Consider the following 14,234-nt stretch of genomic DNA (forward strand, 5'->3'; position numbering starts at 1 on the left):
CATCCATAGCTCAGCTGGATAGAGTACTCGGCTACGAACCGAGCGGTCGGAGGTTCGAATCCTCCTGGATGCACCATTCTTTCTGTCAACTTGTTGTATTCAAGCAGACAAACCAAAAATAGTAGTGCATCCATAGCTCAGCTGGATAGAGTACTCGGCTACGAACCGAGCGGTCGGAGGTTCGAATCCTCCTGGATGCACCATTCTTTCTGTCAACTTGTTGTATTCAAGCAGACAAACCAAAAATAGTAATGCATCCATAGCTCAGCTGGATAGAGTACTCGGCTACGAACCGAGCGGTCGGAGGTTCGAATCCTCCTGGATGCACCATCTAAGAAAAACCCGCTTCGGCGGGTTTTTCGCTTTTCCGACTGCGAGCAGAGCGGTTGGAGGTTCGAGCCGAGCGTAGCGAGACAACGTTGCTTTAGCAACGGCCCGCAGGGAGAGGCGCAGCCGAATTATCCTCCTGGATGCACCCTCTAAGAAAAACCCGCTTCGGCGGGTTTTTCGCTTTTTGGCATTCAGCGAACGTCGTTGTTATCGCGCCATCCTTAGGCACCTGCACAGCACATTCCGCTATTACGCGATCAGCGACAACCTGCCGGCTTTACGCTAAAGTAGTTTTCTTTCCTCAACGATCATGGAGTAACGATGTACGACCGCTATCAAGGTCTTATTTTCGATATGGACGGCACCATTCTCGATACTGAGCCAACGCACCGCAAAGCGTGGCGTGAGGTGTTGTCCCGTTACGGTATGACGTTTGATGAGGCGGCGATGGTAGCGTTGAGCGGCTCACCGACCTGGCGTATTGCCCAGGCGATAATTGCCAGCCACCAGGCCGATCTCGATCCCCATCAGTTGGCTGCAGAGAAAACCCGCGCGGTAGAAGCGATGCTGTTGGACAGTGTTCGCCCCCTGCCGTTGATTGAGGTGGTGAAAGCCTACCATGGGCGCCGTCCTATGGCGGTTGGCACCGGCAGCGAGCACCGCATGGCAGAAACCTTGTTGCGCCATCTGGATCTGTTCCATTGCTTTGATGCGATCGTTGGCGCCGATGACGTGCAACGCCACAAGCCGGAGCCGGACACCTTCCTGCGCTGCGCCGAACTGATTGGCGTGCCGCCGGAGAAATGCGTGGTATTTGAAGACGCAGACTTCGGTATTCAGGCCGCGAAAAGCGCCAATATGGCTGTGGTAGACGTTCGTACGCTGTGAGTAGTACGCTGGCCGTTATGTCGTTGTTTGGCAGCAGCTTCCTCAGTGCGACGTTGCTGCCGGGAAATTCAGAAATTGTTTTGGTCGCCTTGCTGACCAACAGCCGTGTCTCACCAGAATTACTGGTGCTGGCCGCGACGTTGGGGAATACGCTCGGTGGGTTGACCAATGTCATTATCGGGCGCCTGCTACCGGCGTTGAAACCGCAGCGAGGTCTGGATACCGCGCTCGGGTGGATGCAACGCTTTGGCCCGGCTGCGCTGTTGCTCAGTTGGGTACCGGTAGTGGGCGATTTATTGTGCGTGTTGGCAGGTTGGCTGCGCATGCCCTGGGGCCCTGTCGCGCTGTTTCTGTGTATCGGAAAGGCGGTGCGTTACATCATTCTTACGATGATAACGTTACAGGGAATGGCCTGGTGGCATTAACGACGTGAATATAACTCAATATTCTCTCGGGTGCGGATTCAGTATGCTTACGAGTTCTTGTTTTTAGAAGCGGGAGGTCAATTTGATCCCGGACGTATCTCAGGCGCTTTCTTGGTTGGAAGCCCATCCCCATGCATTAAAAGGCATCCGTCGCGGCATTGAGCGTGAAACGCTGCGTGTTACCGCGGACGGTAAGCTTGCAACAACCGGACATCCGGAGAAATTGGGGGCGGCATTAACGCACCACTGGATAACCACAGACTTTGCTGAGGCATTGTTAGAGTTCATTACGCCAGTTGACGACAACCTCGATCACTTGCTGACGTTCTTACGTGATATTCATCGTCACGTAGCGCGTAACCTGGGTGACGAGCGTATGTGGCCGCTCAGCATGCCGTGCTTTATTGAAGCGGAGCAGGACATTGAGCTGGCGCAGTTCGGCGCGTCGAACATCGGTCGTATGAAAACGCTATACCGCGAAGGGTTAAAGAACCGCTACGGCGCGTTGATGCAAACTATTTCCGGTGTGCACTACAATTTCTCACTGCCGCTGGAGTTCTGGCAGGCGTGGGCGGGTGTTAAAGATGCTGAAAGTGGTAAAGAGCAGATCTCCGCGGGATATTTCCGTCTGATCCGTAACTATTACCGTTTTGGCTGGGTCATTCCGTACTTGTTTGGCGCATCGCCGGCAATTTGTTCTTCATTCCTGAAAGGGCGTGAAACTACGTTGCCGTTTGAACGTACTGAACAAGGGATGTGCTATCTGCCGTATGCCACGTCGTTGCGTCTGAGCGATCTCGGCTACACCAATAAATCGCAGAGCAACCTGGGCATTACTTTCAACGATCTGCAAAGTTATGTTGAAGGCCTGAAGCGGGCAATTGCCACGCCATCAGAAGAGTTTGCCAAGTTGGGCGTGAAGGACGGCGATCGTTATCTGCAACTGAACAGCAATGTGTTGCAGATCGAAAACGAACTCTATGCGCCAATCCGACCGAAGCGTGTAACCAACAGCGGAGAGACTCCGTCAGATGCGCTGCTGCGCGGCGGTATCGAATACATTGAAGTTCGCTCGCTGGACATCAACCCATTCTCACCCATCGGCGTTGATGCCGTACAGGCGCGCTTCCTGGACCTGTTCCTGGTGTGGTGTGTGCTGGCCGATGCGCCAGAGATGAGCAGCGATGAGTTGCTGTGCACGCGTAAAAACTGGAATCGTGTGATTCTTGAAGGCCGCAAGCCGGGTCAGACGATTGGCATGGGGTGTGATGACAGCCGTGAGCCGCTGGCAAAAGTAGGCAAAGCGCTGTTTGACGATCTGCGCCGCGTGGCGGAAGTGCTCGATAGCGAAGCCGGTGATAGCCAATATCAACAGGTGTGCGATGAACTGGTCGCGGCGTTTGACGATCCGGATTTGACATTCTCTGCCCGCATCCTAAAAGCCATGAAGGAAGAAGGCACGGGGCGTGTGGGTCTGGAACTGGCTGAACAATACCGCCAGATGCTGATAGAAGAGCCGCTGGAAATCCTGACTGAAGCCGAGCTGGCAAAAGAACAGGAAGCCTCGTGGGAGCGTCAACGTAACGTAGAAGCCAGTGATACGCTAAGCTTTGAAGAGTTCCTGAAGCAACATGGTGGGGGCTGAAAAAGAAAAAGGCCACATCAATGTGGCCAAATATGCATCTCTGATGACAGGGATGATGATAACAAATGCGCGTCTTTCACATATTCAGACTCGCTGAGTTAGAAAAGGTTTCCTGGTTAGATAAAAAAGTTTCGAAATAAATACTCTTTTACGAGGAGGTAACGAAATGCCATTGCTGGATAGCTTCACCGTAGACCATACTCGCATGGCAGCTCCGGCTGTCCGCGTAGCGAAAACCATGAAAACGCCTCATGGCGATACCATCACCGTGTTCGATTTGCGTTTCTGCCGGCCGAACCTGGAAGTGATGCCTGAGCGTGGCATTCATACGCTGGAACACCTGTTTGCGGGTTTTATGCGTGACCACCTGAATGGTCAGGGTGTTGAGATTATCGATATCTCCCCGATGGGATGCCGTACCGGCTTCTACATGAGCCTGATTGGTGTGCCGGAAGAGCAGCGTGTTGCCGATGCGTGGAAAGCCGCGATGAGCGATGTGCTGAAAGTGACCGACCAGCGTAAAATTCCTGAGCTGAATGAGTTCCAGTGTGGGACTTATCACATGCACTCATTGGAAGAAGCGCAGGAAATCGCTAAGCATATTCTTGATCACGACGTGGTGGTGAACCACAACGACGAGTTGGCACTGCCGAAAGAGAAGTTGCAAGAACTACATATCTAGTTCGGTCCCCGTTGCAGCGATAAAAAAAGCCGCATTACGCGGCTTTTTCCTTTCTGGCGGGGGGTCAGTGTTGCTGAACGCTGGATTGCAGTGACTTTATCGGCGTGACCCTCACCTGTTTGATCATATTGTCCTGCACGTCGAGAATATCGATATCATAGTGGCCTATCCGGGCTCGGGTGCCGACGTCGGGGATCTCTTCGAGCTCCTCCAGCAGCATACCGTTAACCGTACGCGCATCAGTAGCCGGCAGGGTCCAATTGAATGCCTTGTTTAACTCACGCACGTTGGCAGTGCCGTCTATCAAGACTGATCCATCGCTCTGCGGATTGACCTCTTCCGCCAACGTGGGTGACATGGAGGTAGTGAAATCACCGACAATCTCTTCCAGAATATCTTCAACCGTCACCAGCCCCTGAATATCACCGTATTCGTCAACGACGATGCCAACCTTTTCTTTGTTACGCTGGAACTTCACCAGTTGGACATTCAGCGGAGTCCCTTCAGGCACGTAGTAAATCTCATCGGCGGCACGCAGCAGGTTCTCTTTGTTGAACTCTTTTTTCTCGGTCATCAGACGGTAGGCTTCGCGTACGCGAAGCATTCCGATGGCGTCATCCAACGAACTGCGGTACAGCACAATGCGGCCGTGCGGCGAGTGTGTGAGCTGGCGCATGATCGATTTCCAATCGTCGTTGACGTCGATACCGACGATCTCATTGCGCGGTACCATGATGTCGTTCACGGTCACTTTTTCGAGATCCAGGACTGAAATCAGCATGTCCTGATTGCGACGAGATATCTGCGAGTGTGATTCGTTAACGATAGTACGCAGCTCATCCTTGCTGACGGCGTCGCTGACGCGCACGTTAGTGTGGATGCCGAACAGGCGCAGGACCAAGGTGGTGATGCCATTGAGCAGCCATACCAGCGGGAACATGACCTTTTGCAGCGGAGCCAGTAAAAAGCTGCTGGGGAAGGCGATCCGTTCCGGATACAGTGCAGCAAAGGTTTTCGGCAGCACTTCGGCGAACAGCAGCACGGCAAACGTCAATACACCGGTGGCAATAGCGACACCAAAATCACCATAGAGACGCATGCCGACAATGGTCGCCAGCGCGGAGGCGAGAATATTCACCAGATTATTGCCGATCAGCACCAGGCCAATCAGACGGTCTGGCTTTTTCAGTAGCTTCTCGACCCGGCGGGCAGAGCGGTTACCCTGCTTGGAAAGATGACGGAGACGATAGCGATTTAGCGTCATCATGCCGGTTTCGGATGCTGAGAAGTAAGCGGAAACCACAATCATAACCACCAAGATGATGATCAGGGTTCCTGTCGAAACATGCTCCAACGCGGTATTCCTTATGTATGGAGAAAGAGAGCCAGAGACGTTAACGAACCATCACTTGTTGGATAAGACGGCTGCCGAAGTAGGCTAATGTTAGCAAGAAGGCACCGGCAAAACTGAACCAAACGACACGGCGGCCACGCCAACCCTCATGGTAATGACCCCACAACAAAACGATATAGACAAACCATGCCATGATGGACAGCACAGCTTTGTGCACATTCTCTTTGCTGAACAGGTTGTCCATATAAAGCAGGCCAGTGCACAGCGTGAGAGTGAGCAGCACGACGCCGATTTGGGTGATGTGGAACATTTTGCGCTCAATGCTCATCAGCGGCGGCATATCGGCGCTGAAGGAGAGCTTTTTATTTTTCAGCAGATAGTCCAGCCAGGCGAGTTGCAATGCATACAGCGCGGCGATGATCAGCGTAGCGTAGGAAAACAGCGCCAGGCCGATGTGCACCATCAGTTCAGGGCTGGCTTCCAGATGCGTAATAAACTCGCCAGGCATAAAGCTGGCAAAGGCGAGATTGATCATCGCGAAGCTATAAACGATAGGCAGCAAGAACCAGCCGCGATCGCGTGAAGCGACAAACGTCATAACCGAGCAGATGATCAGGCTGACTATCGAGCCGATGTTGAGCAAGCTGAGATTTTGCCCGGCACTGACGTCAAAAATACGCTGTTGCAGTGCGATGGCGTGGCAAACCAGCGCCACCACCGCCGAGACGAGAGCAAGCCGACGGTATGCGCTGTTCTTCCGCAACAAGCTGGGAATAATCAGTCCAAGGCTGAGCAGGTAGGCGATCAAAGCCACAATGGAGAAAACTGGCATAGCGTTTAATTTTGCTTCGGCGTGGTGAATTGGATTGTCAGTATAGCGTCCAGCGCGTCCTACTCCAACCGATCTCCAACGCTGAGGCAGAGATCCTCTCCGCTTCGTGTTATAATCGCCGCAATTATGTCGCCAGAGCGGCCTGTCATTACACGTTGAGCATGAGACGATGTTTGAAAATTTAACCGATCGTTTGTCGCGCACCCTGCGCAATATCAGCGGCCGTGGGCGGCTGACCGAAGAAAATATCAAAGAAACCCTGCGTGAAGTGCGCATGGCTTTGCTGGAAGCGGACGTTGCGCTGCCGGTGGTACGGGACTTTATCAATCGCGTAAAAGAAAGCGCGGTCGGTCATGAGGTCAACAAAAGCCTGACGCCTGGGCAAGAGTTCGTCAAAATCGTCAAGAGCGAGCTGATTGCCGCTATGGGCGAAGTGAACACCGAGCTGAATCTGGCGGCACAACCGCCGGCAGTGGTGTTGATGGCGGGTCTGCAAGGGGCGGGTAAAACCACCAGCGTTGCCAAACTCGGCAAGTTCCTGAAAGAAAAACAGAAGAAAAAAGTGTTGGTGGTTTCCGCCGACGTTTATCGCCCTGCGGCGATCAAACAGTTGGAAACACTGGCAGAAAGCGTCGGCATCGACTTTTTCCCATCGGATGTTAAAGAAAAACCGATCGATATCGTTAATCGAGCGCTGCAACAGGCCAAGCTGAAATTCTACGATGTCTTGATCGTCGATACCGCGGGCCGTTTGCACGTTGACGAAGCGATGATGGACGAAATCAAACAGGTGCATGCGGCGATAAAGCCGGTGGAAACCCTGTTTGTGGTCGACGCCATGACCGGTCAGGATGCTGCCAATACCGCCAAGGCCTTTAACGAAGCCCTGCCGTTAACCGGCGTAGTGTTGACCAAGGTCGACGGTGACGCGCGTGGCGGTGCTGCGCTGTCCATCCGTCATATCACGGGTAAACCGATCAAGTTCCTCGGCGTGGGTGAGAAGACGGAAGCGCTGGAGCCATTCCATCCAGACCGTGTGGCTTCACGCATTCTCGGCATGGGCGATGTGCTGTCGCTGATCGAAGATATCGAAAGCAAAGTTGACCGCGAACAGGCGGAAAAACTGGCTAACAAGCTGAAGAAGGGCGACGGTTTCGATCTGACCGACTTCCTGGAACAACTGAAGCAGATGCGTAACATGGGCGGTATGGCCAGCATGCTGAGCAAACTGCCTGGCGCCGGCCAATTGCCGGACAATGTGAAATCGCAGATGGACGATAAAGTTCTGGTGCGCATGGAAGCGATCATCAATTCGATGACGCTGAAAGAGCGCGCTAAACCGGAGATCATCAAAGGCTCGCGCAAGCGTCGCATTGCGGTGGGCTCCGGCATGCAGGTGCAGGACGTTAACCGTTTGTTAAAACAGTTTGACGACATGCAACGCATGATGAAAAAGATGAAAAAAGGCGGAATGGCGAAGATGATGCGCGGCATGAAAGGTATGATGCCGCCGGGCTTCCCAGGCCGCTGACAGGTGCTTGCCCTCTAGGGTGAGCGCGTTTAAGCATTTGCCGTTCGCGGTGAAAACCGCCCGAAATATGACTGGCCGTAAAAAGTTGTTGACGACGAACTACGCTTTCGATTGCTTTTTGCGCCAAAATGAGTAAAATTTTCGGGCTTTTTATATTGCAACCGGGCCCCGTTCCCTCAATGGGGCCCGGCTGTTTTATTAACTAAAGAGGATGTTATGGTAACAATTCGTTTGGCACGTGGCGGCGCTAAAAAGCGTCCGTTCTATCAAGTAGTAGTGACCGACAGCCGCAATGCTCGTGATGGTCGTTTCATCGAGCGCGTAGGCTTCTTCAACCCGATCGCATCTGGTCAGGCTGAAGCACTGCGTCTGGACCTGGACCGCATCGAACATTGGGTCGGCCTGGGTGCAACCGTTTCTGATCGCGTTCACGCGCTGATCAAAGACGCTAAGAAAGCAGCTTAATCTGTCGCGGTGGTGGCAATGAGCAAGCAACTCAAACCGGTAGCACCTAAGCAGCCGATTGTACTCGGTAAAATGGGGTCTACTTACGGCATCCGTGGTTGGCTCAGAGTATTTTCATCCACCGAGAACGCCGAAAGCATTTTTGACTATCAGCCCTGGTTTATCCAGCAGGCGGGTCAATGGCAGCTTGTCGAGTTGGAAGACTGGAAGCGCCACAGTCAGGATCTGATCATCAAAGTCAAAGGCGTTGATGATCGGGATGCTGCGAATCTACTGACCAATCGCGAGATACTGGTAGATTCGGAACAACTTCCTGCGTTGGTGGGTGATGATTACTATTGGAAAGACCTTATGGGTTGCCAGGTAGTCACAACCACCGGCTACGAGCTGGGTAAAGTCATCGATATGATGGAAACCGGTTCTAATGATGTGATGGTTGTGAAAGCTAACCTGAAAGATGCGTTCGGCATGAAGGAGCGGTTGGTCCCGTTTCTTCATGGGCAGGTTATCAAGAAAGTCGATCTCACTGCTCGCGTGATTGAAGCAGATTGGGATCCTGGTTTTTGACCTCCGAATTAAACGGTCGAAACAAGTGGAATGACAGTATGGGGATTGGCTTGTGTTCATTGGTATTGTAAGCCTGTTTCCTGAGATGTTCCGCGCAATCACCGATTACGGGGTGACTGGCCGGGCAGTAAAAAATGGCCTGCTGAGCGTGCAGTGTTGGAGTCCTCGTGACTTCACCTACGACCGGCATCGTACCGTGGACGATCGCCCTTATGGCGGCGGCCCGGGAATGTTGATGATGGTGCAACCCTTGCGGGAAGCTATTCATGCAGCAAAAGCAGCGGCAGGCGAGGGAGCAAAGGTGATTTATCTGTCACCTCAGGGGCGCAAGCTGGATCAAACCGGTGTGTGCGAACTGGCGACCAACCAGAAGATGATTCTGGTGTGCGGTCGTTATGAAGGGGTAGACGAGCGCGTAATCCAAACCGAAATTGATGAAGAATGGTCAATCGGAGATTACGTACTCAGCGGTGGGGAACTGCCGGCAATGACCCTGATCGATTCAGTCGCCCGCTTTATCCCGGGTGTACTGGGCCATCAGGCTTCAGCAGAAGAAGATTCTTTTGCCGATGGATTGCTGGACTGCCCGCACTATACCCGTCCTGAGGTGTTGGAAGGGATGGAGGTTCCGCCGGTTTTACTGTCGGGCAACCATGCCGAGATACGTCGCTGGCGCTTAAAGCAGTCGCTGGGCCGTACCTGGCTTAGAAGACCTGAACTTCTAGAAAGCCTAGCTCTGACTGACGAGCAAGCGGTGTTGCTGGCTGAGTTCCAACGGGAACATCAGCTCAAGCAGCAGGACTATGAAGGGAACGTCTGAGCAATTGGCTCGACGCGACCGATATATCAGTTTACCTAGGGTAAGAGACATATTATGAGCAACATTATTAAGCAAATTGAACAAGAGCAGATGAAACAAGACGTACCTGCATTCCGTCCGGGTGATTCCGTGGAAGTGAAGGTATGGGTCGTTGAAGGTAGCAAAAAACGTCTGCAGGCATTCGAGGGCGTGGTTATCGCTATCCGTAACCGCGGTCTGCACTCTGCATTCACTGTTCGTAAGATTTCCAACGGCGAAGGTGTTGAGCGTGTATTCCAGACTCACTCACCAGTAATTGACAGCATTGCTGTTAAACGTCGTGGTGCCGTTCGTAAAGCCAAACTGTACTATCTGCGTGAGCGTACTGGTAAGTCTGCTCGTATCAAAGAGCGTCTGAACCGCGTCGGCTAACGCTGCATCCAAAAGTTAATAGCTATGAAGGGGTTGGCATTATGCCGACCCCTTTTTTTGTGCTTAAAATCTAATGGTTGCATTTGCAAGATTTTGTTTTTGAAAAAGTAAGTTTCCGCTGGCATAAAAAAGCCTGCGGTAGCAGGCTCTTTGCATTACAGCGCGGCGGTGCGCGGCTTGTTTTTTTCCGGGTGCGGCTGAGCTGGAATAATATCGCCAGGCTTCACAATCACTCGCGCGACGGACTCATGCGTGGCAAAGGTGCAGCTGCAGTTAATGTTTTGGCATTGGTGATAGCGCTCTTTGGTCGCTTCACTCAAGTAGCGGCTGGAGCGAGTATGGGCCACGCTACCGCAAAGTGGACAGTGCATCATAGTTGAATCCCCCTTTCGACTGCATCAAGTTATATGACTTATAATAGCTCACAATCTTGCAAAAGCAAGTTTGATTATTCGAAATAGAGATCAACTTTCTTTGGTAACGATCTCAACACCCTCGATATAGACGTTTAGTTCCAGATTACTGAAGAAGCCACTGTTGCTTAAGGTATGGGTAATCTTATTAACCACCCAGAGCTGCTGATCGATAGCTTCCTTAAAACCATAAACTCGGATGGGGGTCTCAGGGAACAGGTCTGGCTGTCCGGTTGCCAGGCTGATACTGAAGGTTGCGATCCCTCTTTGTAATTGCTCAAACAGTGATTGAGCTGCCCGCATGGCGGTTTCTTTATCACGATAGATTTTTGCAATGTGGTAGACCTGTTTTTCTTTGCCGGCCATATAACTGCTGGCTTGCCGCGGAACAGTGACAGTTCTTTCAGTGAATTTGGCGGCAGGATGTCGGGATGTACTGGCATTTGCCTGCGGGATTTCCCGCTCTACTTGTACGCTACTGTTTGCTTGCTCCGGATGTTCGGTATTCAGCCAACTGGCACTGACAATGGTGTAACTGCCGCGATCTTTCAGTTCAAAACGGTGAGTGTCACCGTCACTGCGGATCAGTGTTTTAATAGGGTTTGGCTCGCCACGCGGGTTACGGCCAAATCCGGGCCTGATGAACTGCAGGCGCTGGTATTTGATAGTCACTCGTGCGCTATTTGCCAAGGCCAAACGAGAAAGAAATTGAACATCGGTCTCATTGGTTTGGTCGATATGCGCAATGTTTATTGCGGCCAACTCATTACTCAAATAGGGTTCGTTCAACCCATTACGTGTTGAAATCTGTTGTACGATTTCGCCAAAGGTCTTGTCGGAATAAGACTCGCTGCGGGATTCGTTCAGCGAGCCACGAAAATCAACGCTGCGGGCGGTGATGGAGATGAGATCTGGAGCGCCTGAGTGGATGATGGTATCAACAATAAACTTGCCCTGGCCGACCAGCGCCGAGTTATCCCAACCAAGAAACAACTCCAAAATGGCCCCCCGGCCAGGCAGGGAAATCAGGCCATCGCTATCGTCCAGGTTAATGGTCAATTGATCGGCGCTCAAGCCGCCATTATCTACCATGTTTAACGAGATCAGCCGTTGACGGATATCGTTGGTAATATCCTTATCTGCCAGCGTCAGGATAAAGTCGGGGGCCGGTTTGGCCCCCATAGGTTGATAAACATCGGCGATCATAATGACACTCCCGTTGCTTTTTGCGCTTTCGTCAGCAGGTCGCCAGCCTGGTGGCGCAAATCGCCGAACATGGCATGCAACGATTCATCTACGCGTTTTAATGTGATGGTGAAGGAAATTTGGCGTGGTTGACCGTTAGCGAAAAATTCTTTGCTGTCCTGAGTGATTTTCTCGATCACGAACATACCGTAAATGGTGCCGCTGCCTTCGATAAGCGGCCAGGCGCGCCCCTGTTCAGCCATAGTTTGCAGCGTCAGTAAAGATAGCCGCCCACCGGTTAGCTCAGGCATCAATTGTCCGCTTAAGGTGATAGTTTCGCCATCCACGCCCAAAAATTGAGCGCTTGGTCTTTGCCCAACGCGGCTTCCTGTCGGCCAGCGATAGCTCAGTTGACGGTTCATGGTTTGGTAGGGCAGGGTGCGTAACATAAATACGAACAGTCCCAGAGTTAGCATCATTAGTCTGGCTCCTTATACCTGCGCATAAGCGCTGAGGTGCTGATTACGTCGAGTATTTTCGATGTCCATCATGGCTGAACGGACGACACGTTCCATTTCGTCACGCGTAGTTCCCTCCGGTACGTTGATAGAGACGTTATTGGTCCGTACACTGTTATCAGAAACGGTAGGGGTGCTTGTTGGGCGAACGGCACGATAGTTTTCGTTTCCTAAACTCAACACGCCGCCGCTGGGGGAGAGGCTGCTGTCATATTTTTCCGAGGTTGGATCCCTTTTTTCATTGCTAAACCATCCAATAGCCGAATCAATGATGCCTCGCGCCTTGCCGATTAAACCCACTAGCTGGTTAAGCGCATCGCCGGGCAGCCTGAATGCCCAAACCAGCCATTCGCCCAGCATTTTTCCGTAAGCCGCTGCGGTATTCAGCTCTTCCTGAGTGCTTTTTATCGGCGTCAATAATTGCATAAACCAGTTATAGACCGGTTTTAACTTGTCCATGACGGTGTTGAAGGCTGTAATGACTGGAGAAAATGCATCGCCAATCGGCCCCATTGCCGTACTGAAACTTTCCGCGACTCCGCCGATAAAGGCGCTAATCGGTTCCCAGTATTTATAGATTAAGGCGGCCCCTCCGACGATCGCTGCGACTACGGCGACAATGGGCAGGCTGAGGGCAACGAAGGCTCCGGCTATCATGCCGCCAACGGAAGTGAATACAGTGCCCAGTAAGCCAGCACCGGCCATCAGCATGTTAATGGCGCTCAGCGCAGGCACGATAAAGGTACCTATGGTTGAGAGGCCCCCAATGAGTGCAGTCACGGCAATGGCTACTGTCATCAACGTATTGGCCAACGCGGGGTTTTCTTTTGACCATTGACCCAGGGTGTTCAGCCAACCGGTCGCGGTTTGCGTCAACTGCCGTAGGGCTGAATTTTGCCCATCGAACAGATCGATTCGAATGCTGTCCCAGGTGGCGAACAGTTTTTTAATATCGCCGTCCAGATTATCCCCCCGGATGGTGACCATCACCTGAGCAGCACCGTCAACTGTTCCCAAACTATGCCCTTGCGGGGCTAGTTGTGCTGCAGTTTGCTCCAGCCCCTGTCCACTCTGGAGGGCTGCCGGTGCGGCGGCCCGAATTTTTTTATCGAACTCATCAAGGCTCCACTGATAGCTGCTGCTGGCTTTGGCCATAATATCGGCGATATTTCCCGCCTGATCGGCAGGCAGTTGAAAGGCCTGTTGGATACTCGACAGCGCTTTTACTGCCTCTTCGATGCTGCCGCCGCTGGCCTTGGCCAGATTCAGTGCTGCAGGCGTCGCAGCCAAAATTTCCTGAGGATTGTAGCCAGCGGTGGCCAGAGCGGATTGTGTTTCAGCGACTTCCTGCGGGGACCGCCCTCTGGACACCCTGCCGGTTGCCTGCTGGCGCAGGGCTGTTAATCGGGGGTCGTCGTTGTTTAATCCCAACTGCGCCTGCAAACCGGACATCTGCTGTTCAAACTTCATACCCGGAGCCAACAAATCTTTACCGGTTTTGAAGGCACTACCTGCCAGTCCCAACCCCTTTGAAGCCACATCGCGAATCTTTCCAATTCCGTTCTGCCGGGTTTGAAAATCACCAAGTACTTCCGTGCGTCTCTGCTGACTCAATTTTTGGCGGACGCCTTGTTGGAAGTTAAGATGGCTTTGGACGGTTTCTGATTTTTTTTGGGAGCGTTGCTGGGCGCTGGTTAAATTTGCGGTATCAATTCCTTTGCCCTGGAGCTGTTTTTCGAGATGGCCTTGCTGGAGCGATAAAATGGCTCCACGGGCCTTTTGCACGACGTGATTGAGATTCGCCTGCTGTGCCGTTTCAATATCTTTGGGGGAAGATAAAAAAGCGGGCAAAGCCTTACGGGTATTTTGAATCGTATCAAGCTCAATCAGGACGTCGGCCTGCGCCGCTTTTATCTTCAGTAATTGAGTTAGTTGGGCCTGGTTTTTTTGTTCTATTTTAAGCTGTTTTCGCCGGTTGCGAATGGTGGTATCCGCGTTTGCCAACGCTTTTTTGCTGCCGCTGCTACTCATCTGTTTTTACTCCACTACGTTGAAGGGCCTTATAGCGCCAGTTCATCAGCTCTGTCAGCGTCATGCCGTTCATTTCCGATGGCGGCCAGTGAAAAATCACTGCGATGTCCGCCATCAGGTCATCCACGGTCAGAACG

General features: G+C 52.3%; 16 protein-coding genes, 2 tRNA genes and 1 other RNA gene. 12 read left to right on the top strand and 7 right to left on the bottom strand.

Going from position 1 to position 14,234, the window contains the following annotated elements:
- The first annotated feature begins 126 nt into the window (after window positions 1-126).
- The 7 genes from AC2FC2_RS13855 to luxS all read left to right on the top strand — a co-directional run bounded on the left by AC2FC2_RS13855 (window position 127) and on the right by luxS (window position 3,970).
- Window positions 127-203, top strand: a tRNA-Arg gene (locus tag AC2FC2_RS13855).
- Window positions 204-253: 50 nt separating this feature from the next.
- Window positions 254-330, top strand: a tRNA-Arg gene (locus AC2FC2_RS13860).
- A gap of 34 nt (window positions 331-364) precedes the next feature.
- A non-coding RNA gene (locus AC2FC2_RS13865) (RtT sRNA) lies at window positions 365-478 on the top strand.
- A gap of 173 nt (window positions 479-651) precedes the next feature.
- Window positions 652-1,218, top strand: coding sequence for a fructose-1-phosphate/6-phosphogluconate phosphatase (yqaB, locus tag AC2FC2_RS13870; RefSeq protein WP_490659396.1), 567 nt, complete (start codon window positions 652-654; stop codon window positions 1,216-1,218).
- On the top strand, window positions 1,215-1,643 hold the full coding sequence (locus AC2FC2_RS13875; RefSeq protein ID WP_265555760.1) for a YqaA family protein: 429 nt from the start codon (window positions 1,215-1,217) through the stop codon (window positions 1,641-1,643). The genes yqaB and AC2FC2_RS13875 overlap by 4 nt, the downstream gene beginning before the upstream one ends.
- Window positions 1,644-1,725: 82 nt before the next feature.
- Window positions 1,726-3,288: a glutamate--cysteine ligase gene (gshA, locus tag AC2FC2_RS13880; RefSeq protein WP_404760426.1), complete on the top strand. Its 1,563-nt coding sequence runs from the start codon at window positions 1,726-1,728 to the stop codon at window positions 3,286-3,288.
- A 166-nt stretch (window positions 3,289-3,454) separates the two neighbouring features.
- The gene (gene luxS, locus AC2FC2_RS13885) at window positions 3,455-3,970 is read left to right on the top strand and encodes an S-ribosylhomocysteine lyase (protein ID WP_209635231.1); all 516 of its coding nucleotides are present in this window, start codon (window positions 3,455-3,457) and stop codon (window positions 3,968-3,970) included.
- A 64-nt stretch (window positions 3,971-4,034) separates the two neighbouring features.
- On the opposite strand, the gene AC2FC2_RS13890 is transcribed toward luxS, so the two are convergent.
- Together AC2FC2_RS13890 and AC2FC2_RS13895 are read right to left on the bottom strand one after the other, a co-directional pair.
- Complete coding sequence (locus AC2FC2_RS13890) at window positions 4,035-5,324, bottom strand: HlyC/CorC family transporter (protein ID WP_265555759.1); 1,290 nt, start codon at window positions 5,322-5,324, stop codon at window positions 4,035-4,037.
- Between the two features lie 40 nt (window positions 5,325-5,364).
- Complete coding sequence (locus tag AC2FC2_RS13895; RefSeq protein WP_017891659.1) at window positions 5,365-6,156, bottom strand: cytochrome C assembly family protein; 792 nt, start codon at window positions 6,154-6,156, stop codon at window positions 5,365-5,367.
- 169 nt (window positions 6,157-6,325) lie between these two features.
- On the opposite strand from AC2FC2_RS13895, the gene ffh reads away from it, so the two are divergent.
- The 5 genes from ffh to rplS all read left to right on the top strand — a co-directional run bounded on the left by ffh (window position 6,326) and on the right by rplS (window position 9,950).
- The gene (gene ffh, locus AC2FC2_RS13900; protein WP_037424818.1) at window positions 6,326-7,687 is read left to right on the top strand and encodes a signal recognition particle protein; all 1,362 of its coding nucleotides are present in this window, start codon (window positions 6,326-6,328) and stop codon (window positions 7,685-7,687) included.
- Between the two features lie 216 nt (window positions 7,688-7,903).
- Window positions 7,904-8,152 carry a 30S ribosomal protein S16 gene (gene rpsP / locus AC2FC2_RS13905; protein WP_004932501.1) on the top strand — a complete coding sequence of 83 codons (249 nt, stop codon included), beginning with the start codon at window positions 7,904-7,906 and terminating at the stop codon, window positions 8,150-8,152.
- 18 nt (window positions 8,153-8,170) lie between these two features.
- Entirely contained in the window at window positions 8,171-8,719 is a 549-nt protein-coding gene (gene rimM, locus AC2FC2_RS13910) for a ribosome maturation factor RimM (RefSeq protein ID WP_209635235.1), read from the top strand.
- Between the two features lie 52 nt (window positions 8,720-8,771).
- Window positions 8,772-9,539 carry a tRNA (guanosine(37)-N1)-methyltransferase TrmD gene (trmD, locus tag AC2FC2_RS13915; RefSeq protein WP_490659397.1) on the top strand — a complete coding sequence of 256 codons (768 nt, stop codon included), beginning with the start codon at window positions 8,772-8,774 and terminating at the stop codon, window positions 9,537-9,539.
- A 54-nt stretch (window positions 9,540-9,593) separates the two neighbouring features.
- Entirely contained in the window at window positions 9,594-9,950 is a 357-nt protein-coding gene (rplS, locus tag AC2FC2_RS13920; protein WP_012005300.1) for a 50S ribosomal protein L19, read from the top strand.
- 155 nt (window positions 9,951-10,105) lie between these two features.
- On the opposite strand, the gene AC2FC2_RS13925 is transcribed toward rplS, so the two are convergent.
- The 5 genes from AC2FC2_RS13925 to AC2FC2_RS13945 form a co-directional block, all read right to left on the bottom strand.
- A complete protein-coding gene (locus AC2FC2_RS13925; protein ID WP_490659398.1) occupies window positions 10,106-10,324 on the bottom strand; it encodes an ogr/Delta-like zinc finger family protein in 219 nt (72 codons plus the stop codon).
- Between the two features lie 90 nt (window positions 10,325-10,414).
- Entirely contained in the window at window positions 10,415-11,569 is a 1,155-nt protein-coding gene (locus AC2FC2_RS13930) for a contractile injection system protein, VgrG/Pvc8 family (protein WP_490659399.1), read from the bottom strand.
- The gene (locus AC2FC2_RS13935) at window positions 11,566-12,027 is read right to left on the bottom strand and encodes a phage tail protein (RefSeq protein WP_490659400.1); all 462 of its coding nucleotides are present in this window, start codon (window positions 12,025-12,027) and stop codon (window positions 11,566-11,568) included. The genes AC2FC2_RS13930 and AC2FC2_RS13935 overlap by 4 nt, the downstream gene beginning before the upstream one ends.
- Window positions 12,028-12,039: 12 nt before the next feature.
- The gene (locus AC2FC2_RS13940) at window positions 12,040-14,097 is read right to left on the bottom strand and encodes a phage tail tape measure protein (RefSeq protein ID WP_490659401.1); all 2,058 of its coding nucleotides are present in this window, start codon (window positions 14,095-14,097) and stop codon (window positions 12,040-12,042) included.
- Window positions 14,090-14,224, bottom strand: coding sequence for a GpE family phage tail protein (locus AC2FC2_RS13945; protein WP_490659402.1), 135 nt, complete (start codon window positions 14,222-14,224; stop codon window positions 14,090-14,092). The genes AC2FC2_RS13940 and AC2FC2_RS13945 overlap by 8 nt, the downstream gene beginning before the upstream one ends.
- Window positions 14,225-14,234: the final 10 nt, after the last annotated feature.

The organism is Serratia sp. CoH_122_TC_1 (assembly GCF_058191755.1).

Bases quoted from the DNA above. Each gene is read 5' to 3' on its own strand.
- yqaB (WP_490659396.1), top strand. From the start codon at position 652: ATGTACGACCGCTATCAAGGTCTTATTTTCGATATGGACGGCACCATT.
- luxS (WP_209635231.1), top strand. From the start codon at position 3,455: ATGCCATTGCTGGATAGCTTCACCGTAGACCATACTCGCATGGCAGCT.
- AC2FC2_RS13895 (WP_017891659.1), bottom strand. From the start codon at position 6,156: ATGCCAGTTTTCTCCATTGTGGCTTTGATCGCCTACCTGCTCAGCCTT.
- ffh (WP_037424818.1), top strand. From the start codon at position 6,326: ATGTTTGAAAATTTAACCGATCGTTTGTCGCGCACCCTGCGCAATATC.
- rpsP (WP_004932501.1), top strand. From the start codon at position 7,904: ATGGTAACAATTCGTTTGGCACGTGGCGGCGCTAAAAAGCGTCCGTTC.
- rimM (WP_209635235.1), top strand. From the start codon at position 8,171: ATGAGCAAGCAACTCAAACCGGTAGCACCTAAGCAGCCGATTGTACTC.
- rplS (WP_012005300.1), top strand. From the start codon at position 9,594: ATGAGCAACATTATTAAGCAAATTGAACAAGAGCAGATGAAACAAGAC.
- AC2FC2_RS13925 (WP_490659398.1), bottom strand. From the start codon at position 10,324: ATGATGCACTGTCCACTTTGCGGTAGCGTGGCCCATACTCGCTCCAGC.
- AC2FC2_RS13930 (WP_490659399.1), bottom strand. From the start codon at position 11,569: ATGATCGCCGATGTTTATCAACCTATGGGGGCCAAACCGGCCCCCGAC.
- AC2FC2_RS13935 (WP_490659400.1), bottom strand. From the start codon at position 12,027: ATGATGCTAACTCTGGGACTGTTCGTATTTATGTTACGCACCCTGCCC.
- AC2FC2_RS13940 (WP_490659401.1), bottom strand. From the start codon at position 14,097: ATGAGTAGCAGCGGCAGCAAAAAAGCGTTGGCAAACGCGGATACCACC.